This is a genomic window from Flavobacterium sp., assembly GCF_049318185.1.
Lineage (GTDB): Bacteria > Bacteroidota > Bacteroidia > Flavobacteriales > Flavobacteriaceae > Flavobacterium.
This window is the reverse complement of record NZ_JBMOGV010000069.1, coordinates 1-11,937: the sequence shown is the minus strand read 5'-3', so window position 1 is coordinate 11,937 and position 11,937 is coordinate 1. Positions and strand designations below refer to the sequence as shown.

At 32.1% G+C, this 11,937-nt stretch carries 14 protein-coding genes; 7 read left to right on the top strand and 7 right to left on the bottom strand.

Features of this window, described 5'->3' with window-relative positions; genetic code table 11:
• From ACOYLT_RS07610 to ACOYLT_RS07595, 4 genes are all read right to left on the bottom strand, one after another.
• Positions 1 to 455 (bottom strand): phytoene desaturase family protein (locus tag ACOYLT_RS07610; protein ID WP_422853268.1); only part of this gene is annotated, 455 nt, incomplete at its 3' end.
• Between the two features lie 190 nt (positions 456 to 645).
• The gene (locus tag ACOYLT_RS07605; RefSeq protein WP_422853267.1) at positions 646 to 2,829 is read right to left on the bottom strand and encodes a polyribonucleotide nucleotidyltransferase; all 2,184 of its coding nucleotides are present in this window, start codon (positions 2,827 to 2,829) and stop codon (positions 646 to 648) included.
• A 152-nt stretch (positions 2,830 to 2,981) separates the two neighbouring features.
• Complete coding sequence (rpsO, locus tag ACOYLT_RS07600) at positions 2,982 to 3,251, bottom strand: 30S ribosomal protein S15 (protein ID WP_121311785.1); 270 nt, start codon at positions 3,249 to 3,251, stop codon at positions 2,982 to 2,984.
• A 106-nt stretch (positions 3,252 to 3,357) separates the two neighbouring features.
• Complete coding sequence (locus tag ACOYLT_RS07595) at positions 3,358 to 3,813, bottom strand: GAF domain-containing protein (RefSeq protein WP_422853266.1); 456 nt, start codon at positions 3,811 to 3,813, stop codon at positions 3,358 to 3,360.
• Positions 3,814 to 3,882: 69 nt separating this feature from the next.
• Here ACOYLT_RS07595 and xrtF point away from each other — a divergent pair, with 69 nt between their 5' ends.
• The 7 genes from xrtF (at position 3,883) to ACOYLT_RS07560 (ending at position 9,355) form a co-directional block, all read left to right on the top strand.
• Positions 3,883 to 4,440, top strand: coding sequence for an exosortase family protein XrtF (xrtF, locus tag ACOYLT_RS07590; RefSeq protein ID WP_422853265.1), 558 nt, complete (start codon positions 3,883 to 3,885; stop codon positions 4,438 to 4,440).
• The gene (locus ACOYLT_RS07585) at positions 4,415 to 4,858 is read left to right on the top strand and encodes an exosortase F system-associated membrane protein (RefSeq protein ID WP_422853264.1); all 444 of its coding nucleotides are present in this window, start codon (positions 4,415 to 4,417) and stop codon (positions 4,856 to 4,858) included. The genes xrtF and ACOYLT_RS07585 overlap by 26 nt, the downstream gene beginning before the upstream one ends.
• A 46-nt stretch (positions 4,859 to 4,904) precedes the next feature.
• Positions 4,905 to 5,306: an HYC_CC_PP family protein gene (locus ACOYLT_RS07580; RefSeq protein ID WP_422853262.1), complete on the top strand. Its 402-nt coding sequence runs from the start codon at positions 4,905 to 4,907 to the stop codon at positions 5,304 to 5,306.
• 109 nt (positions 5,307 to 5,415) lie between these two features.
• The gene (locus ACOYLT_RS07575) at positions 5,416 to 7,437 is read left to right on the top strand and encodes a TonB-dependent receptor plug domain-containing protein (RefSeq protein ID WP_422853261.1); all 2,022 of its coding nucleotides are present in this window, start codon (positions 5,416 to 5,418) and stop codon (positions 7,435 to 7,437) included.
• Between the two features lie 19 nt (positions 7,438 to 7,456).
• Positions 7,457 to 7,798 (top strand): heavy-metal-associated domain-containing protein, encoded by a 342-nt coding sequence (locus tag ACOYLT_RS07570; protein ID WP_422853260.1) that lies wholly within the window; start codon positions 7,457 to 7,459, stop codon positions 7,796 to 7,798.
• A 61-nt stretch (positions 7,799 to 7,859) separates the two neighbouring features.
• Positions 7,860 to 8,588 (top strand): DUF2490 domain-containing protein, encoded by a 729-nt coding sequence (locus tag ACOYLT_RS07565; protein ID WP_422853259.1) that lies wholly within the window; start codon positions 7,860 to 7,862, stop codon positions 8,586 to 8,588.
• 83 nt (positions 8,589 to 8,671) lie between these two features.
• Positions 8,672 to 9,355, top strand: coding sequence for a DedA family protein (locus tag ACOYLT_RS07560; protein WP_422853258.1), 684 nt, complete (start codon positions 8,672 to 8,674; stop codon positions 9,353 to 9,355).
• A 61-nt stretch (positions 9,356 to 9,416) separates the two neighbouring features.
• Here the strand turns inward: ACOYLT_RS07560 and groL are convergent, their stop codons facing one another.
• The 3 genes from groL to secG form a co-directional block, all read right to left on the bottom strand.
• Positions 9,417 to 11,048 (bottom strand): chaperonin GroEL, encoded by a 1,632-nt coding sequence (groL, locus tag ACOYLT_RS07555; RefSeq protein WP_422853257.1) that lies wholly within the window; start codon positions 11,046 to 11,048, stop codon positions 9,417 to 9,419.
• A 32-nt stretch (positions 11,049 to 11,080) separates the two neighbouring features.
• Positions 11,081 to 11,356 carry a co-chaperone GroES gene (locus ACOYLT_RS07550; protein ID WP_422853256.1) on the bottom strand — a complete coding sequence of 92 codons (276 nt, stop codon included), beginning with the start codon at positions 11,354 to 11,356 and terminating at the stop codon, positions 11,081 to 11,083.
• 139 nt (positions 11,357 to 11,495) lie between these two features.
• On the bottom strand, positions 11,496 to 11,825 hold the full coding sequence (secG, locus tag ACOYLT_RS07545; RefSeq protein WP_422853255.1) for a preprotein translocase subunit SecG: 330 nt from the start codon (positions 11,823 to 11,825) through the stop codon (positions 11,496 to 11,498).
• Positions 11,826 to 11,937: the final 112 nt, after the last annotated feature.

The following is an 11,937-nucleotide window of genomic DNA, read 5'->3' as shown; positions in this document are numbered from 1 at the left end:
AGATTTATAAAATTTTTCAGTTGATGTAGCGATTGTTTCAAAAACAAATCTTCGGTAGTTTTAAAATAAAAAGCGTTGCGTTTGATGTATTTTAAAACAGTTTCTTTTTTTTCATTTAATTTTAGATGTACTTCCTCAGCAAAATCTTCCACATTAGCGGAAGCTTTTAGTTGCGTTCCATCCGAATAAAAATAATTAGTAATGACATCTAATTTTTGGTATTCAAATGAATTAGCGCTTCCTTGTAAATTAGTCAATTCATCTATCAACGAAGGCATTGTAAATAAGGATGGGCCTTTATCAAATCGGAAACCATTGGTAGTAAGTTCGCTCAATTTGCCCCCTGGATAACTATTTTTTTCAAAAATGGTTACCTTAAACCCTTGATTGGCTAATCGAATTGATAAGGCGAGACCTCCAATTCCAGCTCCAATTATGCCAACGGTTTTAGTCATTATATTTAATTATAAATAGTGATGTAAAATTAATTTTTTACTAAAGGTTAAAAGTATAACAAAAGTTAAAAAAACCCTATAAATACAAAAACCAATTACTAACAAAAAATTAAAAATATTAGCTTCCATAAGTTTAAAACCCCAACTTAAATCAATTAAGTTGGGGTTTCATTTTATAATTTAAAAAATATTATTTTCTGTCATCACGTCTTTCAGGGCGTGGGCCGCGATCTTCTCTCGCAGGAACATTTTCATCTCTTGGAGGCCTTGGTAAAAGTGCTTTTCTTGACACTTTTTCTTTTCTAGTTTTTGGGTCAAGACCAAGATATTTCACTTGGAATACGTCGCCCATATTTACTACATCCGTGACGTTTTCAGTACGTTCCCAAGCCAATTCAGATACGTGTAATAAAACTTCGTTTCCTGGCGCATCTGTATATTCTACAACCGCCCCAAAATCTAGCATTTTAATTACTTTTACTTCGTAAGCTTCTCCCATTGCTGGTTTGAAAATGATCGAATCAATTTTAGCCAAAACTGCAGCAATTCCATCTGGATCAGTTCCAAGAATTTCAACCACACCTTGTTCATCAACTTCATTAATAACAATAGTAGTTCCAGTAGCTTTTTGTAATTCTTGAATTACTTTTCCTCCAGGTCCAATTAACGCACCAATAAAGGCACCTGGAATGGTTCTCATAATAATTTTTGGAGCATGAACTTTTACATCATTTCTTGGTTGAGCCAATGTTTCAGTTAATTTTCCTAAGATATGCAAACGCCCATCACGAGCTTGAGCCAACGCTTGCTCCATGATTTCATATTTCAATCCGTCAATTTTAATGTCCATTTGACAAGCCGTAATTCCTTCCGAAGTTCCAGTTACTTTGAAATCCATATCTCCTAAATGATCTTCATCACCTAAAATATCAGATAAAACAGCAAAACGTTCTCCGTCAGTAATTAATCCCATCGCAATCCCAGAAACAGGACGAATCATTTGAATACCAGCATCCATTAATGATAAGGTTCCAGCACAAACGGTAGCCATTGAAGACGAACCATTCGATTCTAATACTTCAGAAACTACACGAATCGTATAAGGACAATCAGCAGGAATCATGTTTTTCAAGGCACGTTGTGCCAAGTTTCCGTGACCAACTTCTCTTCTTGAAGTTCCTCTTAACGGACGAGCTTCTCCTGTTGAAAATGGTGGGAAATTATAGTGTAAATAGAATTTTTCTTCTCCTTGTTCCGATGGCGAATCAATTTGGTTGGCTTCTCTAGACGTTCCTAAAGTAGCTGTTGCCAGAGCTTGCGTTTCACCACGTGTAAACAATGCTGATCCGTGAACCGATGGTAAATAATCTACTTCACACCAAATAGGTCTGATTTCATTAGTTTTTCTTCCGTCCAAACGAGTTCCTAAATCTAAAGTTACATTACGAACCGCTTCTTTGTTGACTTTATAGAAATATTTTCCAACTAAATCCCCATTTTCTGCTAATTCTTCTTCTGTAAACAATGCTTTTACTTCTTCTTTTACAGCATCAAATGCAGCTCCACGTTCTTGTTTAGCTGAACCTTTACTAGCAATAGCATAAATTTTATCGTAAGCTGCTGATTTTACTTTAGCGTAAATAGCGTCATCAGATTTTTCTTGTTCGTACGTACGAACTTCTTTTTTTCCAAATGCTTGCGCCAATCTTTCTTGTGCAGCAATTTGTACTTTAATATGTTCGTGAGCAAATTTAATGGCTTCCACCATTTCAGCTTCTGAAATTTCTTTCATTTCTCCTTCTACCATAGCGATAGAATCAGTAGAAGCGCCAATCATCATATCAATATCTGATAATTCTAATTGTGCACGAGATGGGTTGATGATGAATTTTCCATCAATTCTTCCCACTCTAGCTTCTGAAATTAAGGTTTCAAAAGGAATGTCTGACAAAGCTAGTGCCGCTGATGCCGCTAATCCTGCTAAAGCATCTGGCATTACGTCTTCGTCATGAGACATTAATTGAATCATAACTTGCACTTCAGCATGGTAATCTGATGGAAAAAGCGGACGTAAAACACGGTCAACTAAACGCATCGTTAACACTTCGTTATCACTTGGACGTGCTTCTCTTTTGAAGAAACCACCAGGGAAACGACCTGCTGCTGCAAATTTTTCACGGTAATCTACCGTCAAAGGTAAAAAGTCAATGCCTGGGCTTGCTTTTCTTGAGGAAACAACTGTACCTAAAATAACAGTATTTCCAATTCTTACTACTACAGATCCGTCTGCTTGTTTAGCTAAACGACCTGTCTCGATTGTGATGCTTCTGCCATCACCTAAATCGATTTTTTCTACAAATAATTGTGGAATCATAAATTTTCCTTGTTTAATTTTACATTGGTTCCTGCCTGTCGACAGATTAGTTGTGTTGTTGTAGTTGTTGTTTGTAACCCAATGAAAAACCGAAACTTTTCTTTTTTACTATAAAACAAAAAGAGGCGCGCAAGCACCTCTTTAAATATGTATTATTTTCTAATACCTAATTCTTTAATAATCTCACGATATCTGTTAATTTCTTTTTTCTTCAAGTAGTCAAGAAGACTTCTTCTTTTACCTACCAAAAGTACTAATGAACGCTCGGTATTGTAATCATGACGATTTTTTTTCAAGTGCTCGGTTAAGTGAGAGATTCTAAATGTGAACAATGCGATTTGTCCTTCTGCAGATCCAGTGTTTTCTGCTTTTCCTCCGTGTTTAGCGAAGATTTCTGCTTTTGTTTCTTTACTTAGATACATTCCAATATTTATTTAAATGATTATTATGTATGAATTGAGTTTTTCTCAATTCGTCTGCAAAGGTAAAAATAATTACGAATTACGAATTATGAAATATAAATTATTTTCAAAATAATTTAGCAATCTCTTCATTTACAAACTCTAAAAACCGTTCGTCAGCTTCTGTAAAAGGGTCTATCTCATGACTATCAATATCAATTTGACCAATGTTTACTCCATTTACAAAAAGAGGAACTACAATTTCAGATTTTACTGTAAAGCTACAAGCAATATAATTATCTTGAGCATTTACATCTGGTACTACAAAATTTTTATTTGATTCAGCTACTTGTCCACAAATACCTTTTCCAAATGGAATTACGGCGTGATCTGTTGGAGCGCCAACATAAGGTCCTAAATGCAATGTTCTATTTTCATGATTGGCAAAATAAAATCCAACCCAATTATAATAAGCTATGTTGTCATACAAGTATTGACAAAGATTTTTCAGTTTAACATCTCTTTCAGTATTGATGTCCGAAAGTATTGTAATTACATGTGGTTTTAAGTTTTCGAAATTCATTTACATTTTTTTATGTAAAAGTAAGGACTACACTTTTTTATTTTATATAAATTTGTTAAAAATTATATTTTGAGAAAACTCTTTTTACTGTACAAACCTTTTTTGTTATTTCTAGTAAAATTTTTATTGACTTATGTTTTTTTGACGATAATTTATCAAACCTATTTAAATAGATTTGATGCGTCTAAATCTGAAGTAGATTCTTTTACAACATTTGTTGCAGAACAAACTGAAACTGTTTTAACTTGGATAGATTCGCAATCTTATGCCATCCCTCATTTAAGAGAACCGAGTATAAAAATCATTTATCATAATAAATATGTTTCACGAATAATTGAAGGATGTAATGCCCTCAGTGTAATTATTTTATTTATTGCATTTATAATTGCTTTTTCTGGAAAATTGAAGAACACCATTGTATTTATCCTTTTAGGAAGTATTTTAATTCATGTTTTAAATGTTGGACGTATTGCCCTTTTGAGTATTGCTCTTTATCATTTTCCACAATATCAACATTTATTGCATGGGGTTGTTTTTCCTTTAATTATTTATGGAGTTGTGTTTTTATTATGGGTAATTTGGGTTAATAAATTTTCATATCATGCTACAGTTTTTACAAAAAAATAAAAATAAGTTGTTTTGGAGTTTAATTTTGATATTACTTCTGGTGACAATAAGGTTATTTGAAAATCAATTATTTTATGATCCGTTCTTGAATTATTTTCAAAGCGAGTATTCTCATTTACCTTTTCCTCAAATCAACATATTTAGATTGTTCTTCAGTTTAGGAATACGTTTTTATTTAAATTCTGTTATTTCATTAGTTTTACTCTATGTAATTTTTAATGATAAACAAATTGTTAAGTTCTCAGCTTTGCTCTATATTATTTTAGGTTCAATACTGATGATTAGTTTTGTTTTTGTAATGACATTTTTTGCCGAAGAAAGCAAAATGACTTTATTTTATATTAGAAGATTTCTTATTCAGCCAATTTTTATTCTATTATTTATTCCTGCTTTTTATTATCAGAAAAAAATAAAATAACATTGCCTTAAGAATTGTAAATGATTAAATGCCTTATATTTGTAACATGAATTTTAAAAAGCAAATAAGCATTTTTATAACTTTTTTCCTTTTGGTCTCCAATTTAGGATTAGCTTTTAACGTGCATTATTGTGCAGATAAAATCGAGTCAGTTACACTAAGTACGGTAACAGCAACTCAAAATTCAATTGATAGTTGTTGTGGTGTGGTTGAAAAAGATTCTAATTGTTGCAAAGATAAAATCATTAAATCTGAGGTTAAATCAGACCAAATTTTAGTAAAATCTGTTACAATTTCTTCTGAGTTTGTTCTTGTTTATAAAGATTGGAAGCCTTTATTTTTCCTTACTAATTTCAATTTTAAAACGGCAGACAATTTTATTTACCAATGCGATGCTCAAGCGCCGCCTTTATATCTCTTGTACAGTCAATATACCTTTTACGCCTGATATAATTTGAATTCAGTTCATGTTCCCGATAAGTTTGGGGAATCATTAAAATGGAATTTATATTAATCAATTTCAGCATTAAGCGATGTTGAAATAAATTCAGCATAAAATGAAAAATACAATGTTGTTTCTTGCATTGTTGGTTTCCATTTATACATTTTCACAAGAAGACATCAAAAAAGATACTTTGAAAACAGTAAATGTTCAAGCTAATAAAAAAGGATTAAAAAAATCACTTTCTGGCACAGCCAATACTACTCTTGTAACTAGTAAAGAATTACTAAAAGCGGCTTGTTGCAATTTAGCAGAAAGCTTTGAAACCAATCCGACTATTGATGTCAATTTTTCGGATGCTTTGACTGGAACAAAACAAATAAAAATGTTAGGCTTAACTAGTCCATACATTATGATTACCGAAGAAAATATTCCTTCAGTTAGAGGTGCATCTCAGGCTTATGGATTATCATTTACGCCCGGAACTTGGGTAGAAAGTATACAAATTACAAAAGGAGCAGGTAGCGTTGTGAATGGTTACGAAAGTATTTCAGGTCAAATAAATACAGAGTTAATCAAACCGATTAAAGATATTCCTTTCTTCTTGAATGCTTATGGCTCCACAGATTCTCGGTTGGAGTTAAATACTCATTTCAATAAAAAAGTTTCTGATTATTGGTCAACAAGTTTATTTGTTCATGGTAATACTCGAGTTGCCAAAAACGATATGAATGATGACGGGTTTTTGGATAATCCTTTAGGAAAACAAATCAACATTGCTAATCGTTGGCAATATTCTAATTCGGAATCAGGTTGGGTTTCGTTTTTAAATCTTCGTTATATGAATGATAAAAAGCAAACTGGAGAAATCGATTTTGATCCAAACAGAGATAGATTAACTACTAATTATTGGGGTTCAGAAATTAATACGGAAAGAATTGATTTCACATCCAAAGTAGGTTATGTTTTTGAAGATATGCCTTATCAAAGTATTGGTTTTCAAAATGCATTTAGTAACCATAATCAGCAATCTTATTTTGGTTTAAATCAATACAATATCAAGCAACAAAGCTATTATTCGAATTTGATTTTTAACTCTATTATTAACAATACGATGCACAAATTTGCTACAGGATTAAATTTCACCTATGATAAATACTCGGAGTTTTTAAATCTTGTGGATGTCAGTAGAATAGATAATTCTGCTGGAGTTTTTTTTGAATATAGCTATGATGATTTAGATAAGTTCAGCTATATTCTTGGCGGACGATTGGATTATCATAATAGGTTAGGAGCATTTTTTACACCAAGATTACACATGAAATACAATCCTTGGGAAAAAGCAGTATTGCGATTTTCAGCGGGAAGAGGTAAACGAGCGGCGAATATTTTTGCTGAAAACCAAAACCTTTTTGCCAGTTCTAGAACTTTTTCAATTTTAGATACTAATGGAAAAATCTATGGTTTAAATCCAGAGATTGCTCGGAATTACGGAATTAGTTTTACGCAAAATTTTCTTCTTTTTGGAAAAAGCGCCGATGTGACTTTAGATTTATACCGCACCGATTTCCAAAACCAAGCAGTTGTAGATATTATGAACTCTCCTCAACAAGTTTTGTTTTATAATTTGAAAGGGAAATCATTTGCTAACAGCTTGCAATTTGATTTCAATTTAGAAATCATCAAGCATTTGAATTTGAGAACAGCTTACAAATACTATGATATTTCTACAGATTATCTTTCGGGAAGTTTTCAAAGACCTTTGCAAGCCAAGCATCGTTTTTTCGGTAATTTGGAATATGAAACACACATTATTGAAAAAGGAAAACAATGGAAGTTTGATTATACTTTCAATTGGCTTGGGAAACAACAATTACCAAACACAGCAAGTAATCCGTCAAAAGACAGATTACCTGAGTTTTCGCCTTCATTTGCAGTAATGAATGCACAAATTACAAGAACTTTTTCGAGTACCTTTGAAATGTATATTGGTGGAGAAAACATTGGGAATTATCGTCAGGACAAAGCCATTTTAGGAGCTGACAATCCTTTTGGCCCCAATTTTGATACTTCCATAATATATGCGCCTGTATTTGGTCAAATGTATTATGCGGGATTACGATTTAAAATTAAATAACTTCTAAAATTAATGTATTATGAAAAAAATAATTTATGGAATGTTGTTACTTTTTGTAGCAATTTCAACTCAAGCACAAGACAAAATAAGTAAAAATGCCAAATATATTTTTGAGGTAAATGGCAATTGTGAACAATGTCAAAAAAGAATTCAAAAAGCAGCTTTTTCTGTAGATGGTGTAAAAATGGCTTCTTGGAGTTTAGAAACTCATGAAATGACAATTATTCTTAATGAAGAAAAATGTTCGCTTCTTGAGGTCAAAAAAGCTATTGCCAACGTTGGTCATGACACTAAAGAAGTCAAAGCAAAAGATGAAGTTTATGAAAAGCTTCACGCCTGTTGCCAATACGAAAGAGAATAATTCCTAAACTCCCAAAACATTTGGGAGTTTTTTATTACTATTTTTGTTAAAAATAATTCAAATGAAAAGACTATTTCTTCTTGTTAATTTACTCTTTTTTTCAATTTCTTTTTCCCAAGATTTTAAACAGGATCAACGAGTTTGGCTTGCATATACTGGATTTTTCAAAATGTCTAATCATTGGATTTATCAGGCAGAAGCACAATTTAGGATGGATAATCAATTACAGCAAAACCACCAAAATTTGTTTAGAGTTGGTACTTTATATTCTATTTCAACTTCGAAAAATATTGCTGCGGGATATGCATTGGTTCATACATTTAGTAATTCATTAGAGGAATATTTTAAAGAAAATAGACTTTGGGAGCAATTTCAATATTCTAAAAAATGGCACAATGATGAAAATCTTTTTTTACATCGAATTCGATTAGAACAACGCTGGGTTGAAAAAAAGGGGCCTGTAAATAATGAAATAAAAAGTATTACCACAAATTATCAAAACAGATTACGATATTTTAATAGAAACTTATTTCACGTTTGTAATTTTGTTTCTGAGAATGCTTCTTTATATGCTATAATACAAGATGAGGTTTTTTTTACTTTTGGTGATAATAATATAAATACAAAATTAATAGATCAAAACAGATTTTTAGTTGGTCTAGGGCTTAATTTCAAAAGCAATACGAGGTTTGAATTAGGTTATCTTAATATTTATGTTACATCGCCGTCCCAAACAGATACCATGTATCATACTATTTCAATTTCAGTTAGTCAAAATTTAGCCTTATAAAACAATAATTTGTTTAACATGATTATCCCAAAAAATATGATTAATTTCACACACTATTTTTCACTTATTTAATATTATAATCCATGAATAATTTTGATTGGACACAATTAGTAAATCCTGAGTTTTATATTACCATGACAATTGGTGGAGTTAAAATTGGTTTGTGGATTGTATTGTTTATTGTTTTTGCTGAAACAGGACTCTTTGCTGGTTTTTTTCTTCCTGGTGACAGTTTACTTTTTTTATCAGGAATTTATAGCCGTGATTTGGTAGAAAATTTTGCTTTCATTGAAAGTGATATAGCTAATGTTACTTTGTTATCTATTTTGGTTGCTGCAGCAGGAATTTTAGGTAATATTATGGGTTATTGGTTTGGAGCCAAAAGTGGTTATTATTTATATAAAAAAGAAGATAGTTTTTGGTTCAAGAAAAAATACCTTATTCAATCCAAAGATTTTTTTGAAAGATATGGTGGTAAAGCCATAATCTTTGCTCGTTTCTTACCGATAGTAAGAACATTTGCGCCAATTGTTGCCGGAATTGTTACAATGGATAAAAAGAAATTCATGTTCTATAATATTGTAAGTTCATTTCTTTGGTCATTTGTATTAATTTTTTCAGGACATTATTTATATGGAATGTTTTTAGAAAAATATGATATTGATTTAAAACATCATATAGAGAAAATTGTCATTGGAATTATTTTGGTTTCTACTTTCCCGGTATTTTTGAAAATGTTAAAAAAATCACCAAAACACATTGAATAGAAAACAAAAAAATACCTCAAAATTAATTTGAGGTATTTTTTATGAAATTTATGCGATAAGATTACATCATTCCTGGCATTCCGCCGCCCATTGGCATTCCACCACCTGATGTTTCTTCTTTTATTTCTACCAAAGCGCATTCGGTAGTTAATATCATACCAGCAACAGAAGCAGCGTTTTCTAATGCCACTCGGGTTACTTTTTTAGGATCGATAATTCCCGCTTTTAGCATATCTACATATTCATCTGTTTTGGCGTTGTATCCAAAGTCTCCTTTTCCTTCCGAAACTTTTGCTACTACTACTGAGCCTTCAAGACCAGCATTTTCAACAATTGTACGTAAAGGAGATTCTACAGCACGAGCTACAATTTGAATACCAGTTACTTCGTCTGGATTTTCAGTAGTTAATGAAAATAAAGCAGATTTTGCTCTCAATAAAGCAACTCCACCACCAGCAACAATTCCTTCTTCAACAGCGGCACGAGTAGCATGTAAAGCATCGTCAACACGGTCTTTTTTCTCTTTCATTTCTACTTCTGAAGCAGCACCAACATAAAGAACAGCTACTCCGCCAGCTAATTTAGCTAAACGCTCTTGTAGTTTTTCTTTATCATAATCAGAAGTCGTAGTTTCCATTTGACCTTTGATTTGGTTTACACGATTTTTTATCAAGTCTGCTTTGCCAGCTCCGTTCACAATCGTTGTATTATCTTTATCGATAGTTACTTTTTCAGCAGTTCCCAACATTTCTAAAGTTGCATTTTCAAGAGTATAACCACTTTCTTCGGCAATTACTGTTCCGCCAGTTAAGATAGCTATATCTTCTAACATGGCTTTTCTTCGATCACCAAAACCTGGTGCTTTTACGGCTGCAATTTTTAATGCACCTCGTAATTTATTTACTACTAAAGTTGATAAAGCTTCACCATCTACATCTTCAGCAATAATTAATAATGGCTTTCCAGATTGAGCAACAGGTTCTAGAACCGGAAGTAATTCTTTTAAAGAAGATACTTTTTTATCGTACAAAAGAATGTATGGATTTTCCAATTCTACATTCATTTTTTCAGGATTGGTTACAAAATAAGGAGATAAATATCCTCTGTCAAATTGCATGCCTTCCACAACATCTACGTAGGTGTCGGTTCCTTTAGCTTCTTCAACAGTGATGACACCTTCTTTGCCTACTTTTCCGAAAGCAGTGGCAATTAATTCACCAATTACTTCATCATTATTAGCTGAAATAGAGGCAATTTGTTTTATTTTTTCAGAATCACTTCCAACAACTTTAGCTTGTTTTCCAAGATCTGCAACGATAGCTTCAACGGCTTTGTCAATCCCACGTTTTAAATCCATTGGATTGGCTCCTGCAGCTACGTTTTTCAGGCCTTCTTTAACAATGGCTTGTGCTAAAACTGTCGCAGTTGTAGTTCCATCTCCAGCTAAATCGTTAGTTTTTGAAGCTACTTCTTTAACCATCTGTGCGCCCATGTTTTCTAATGGGTCTTTTAATTCTATTTCTTTTGCAACAGTAACACCATCTTTGGTAACGGTTGGTCCACCAAATGATTTTCCTATAATTACATTTCTTCCTTTTGGTCCAAGAGTTACTTTTACTGCATTTGCTAATGCATCAACACCGCGTTTTAATCCATCGCGTGCTTCAATATCGAATTTAATATCTTTTGCCATTTTTTGTTTTGTTTATTTTTTTTAATACCTAATTAAATAATTGCAAGAATATCGTCCTCACGCATGATTAAATAATCTTTTCCATCTAATTTTAAGTCGGTTCCTGCATATTTTCCGTAAAGGACAATGTCGCCAACTTTTACAGTCATTGGTTCGTCTTTTTTACCATTTCCAATAGCCAGAACAATTCCTTTCTGAGGCTTTTCTTTTGCAGTATCTGGAATAATAATTCCAGAAGCAGTTTGAGTTTCAGCTGCAGCTGGTTCTACAATTACTCGGTCTGAAAGAGGTTTAATGTTTAATGCCATAATTATATTTATTTATGTTATTAGAAATTTGTTTTTATTAATTCAGAAATTATGCCAAGACTTTTAAACTGACATTTTTTCCTAAAAAAAATGCCAGCATGTCAGCGCTGGCATTCTATATTTTTGATATGTCAAAAATTTATTTTTTTGGAGTCTCAACTGGTTTAACAGGAGTTGGAGTTGCTTTTTTTGTTGGAGCTACAGTTTCTGTTTTGTCAATAACTTTTGAATCTGATTGTCCTGATAAACTAGGAAAACTTAAACTTGATAATAAAATCAGAATTATTAAAGCTGTTGCCAATGTCCAAGTGCTTTTATCTAAAAAGTCAGTTGTTTTTTGAACGCCTCCAATTTGTGTTGATCCTCCTAGTGAAGAAGATAAACCGCCGCCTTTTGGGTTTTGAACCATTACGGCAATTATTAATAGGAAACAAACAATAGTAATTAGTGCTAAAAAAATTGTAAACATGATGTATTGTAATTAATTATTATTTTGTTGTAAAATTTTAATATCCGAAATTCGGTTTGCAAAGAAACTACTTTTTTCTGGATATTTCAAAATTAATATTTCATATGCTTGA

Bases quoted from the DNA above. Each gene is read 5' to 3' on its own strand.
- ACOYLT_RS07605 (WP_422853267.1), bottom strand. From the start codon at position 2,829: ATGATTCCACAATTATTTGTAGAAAAAATCGATTTAGGTGATGGCAGA.
- rpsO (WP_121311785.1), bottom strand. From the start codon at position 3,251: ATGTATCTAAGTAAAGAAACAAAAGCAGAAATCTTCGCTAAACACGGA.
- ACOYLT_RS07595 (WP_422853266.1), bottom strand. From the start codon at position 3,813: ATGAATTTCGAAAACTTAAAACCACATGTAATTACAATACTTTCGGAC.
- ACOYLT_RS07585 (WP_422853264.1), top strand. From the start codon at position 4,415: ATGCTACAGTTTTTACAAAAAAATAAAAATAAGTTGTTTTGGAGTTTA.
- ACOYLT_RS07580 (WP_422853262.1), top strand. From the start codon at position 4,905: ATGAATTTTAAAAAGCAAATAAGCATTTTTATAACTTTTTTCCTTTTG.
- ACOYLT_RS07575 (WP_422853261.1), top strand. From the start codon at position 5,416: ATGAAAAATACAATGTTGTTTCTTGCATTGTTGGTTTCCATTTATACA.
- ACOYLT_RS07570 (WP_422853260.1), top strand. From the start codon at position 7,457: ATGAAAAAAATAATTTATGGAATGTTGTTACTTTTTGTAGCAATTTCA.
- ACOYLT_RS07565 (WP_422853259.1), top strand. From the start codon at position 7,860: ATGAAAAGACTATTTCTTCTTGTTAATTTACTCTTTTTTTCAATTTCT.
- ACOYLT_RS07560 (WP_422853258.1), top strand. From the start codon at position 8,672: ATGAATAATTTTGATTGGACACAATTAGTAAATCCTGAGTTTTATATT.
- groL (WP_422853257.1), bottom strand. From the start codon at position 11,048: ATGGCAAAAGATATTAAATTCGATATTGAAGCACGCGATGGATTAAAA.
- ACOYLT_RS07550 (WP_422853256.1), bottom strand. From the start codon at position 11,356: ATGGCATTAAACATTAAACCTCTTTCAGACCGAGTAATTGTAGAACCA.
- secG (WP_422853255.1), bottom strand. From the start codon at position 11,825: ATGTTTACAATTTTTTTAGCACTAATTACTATTGTTTGTTTCCTATTA.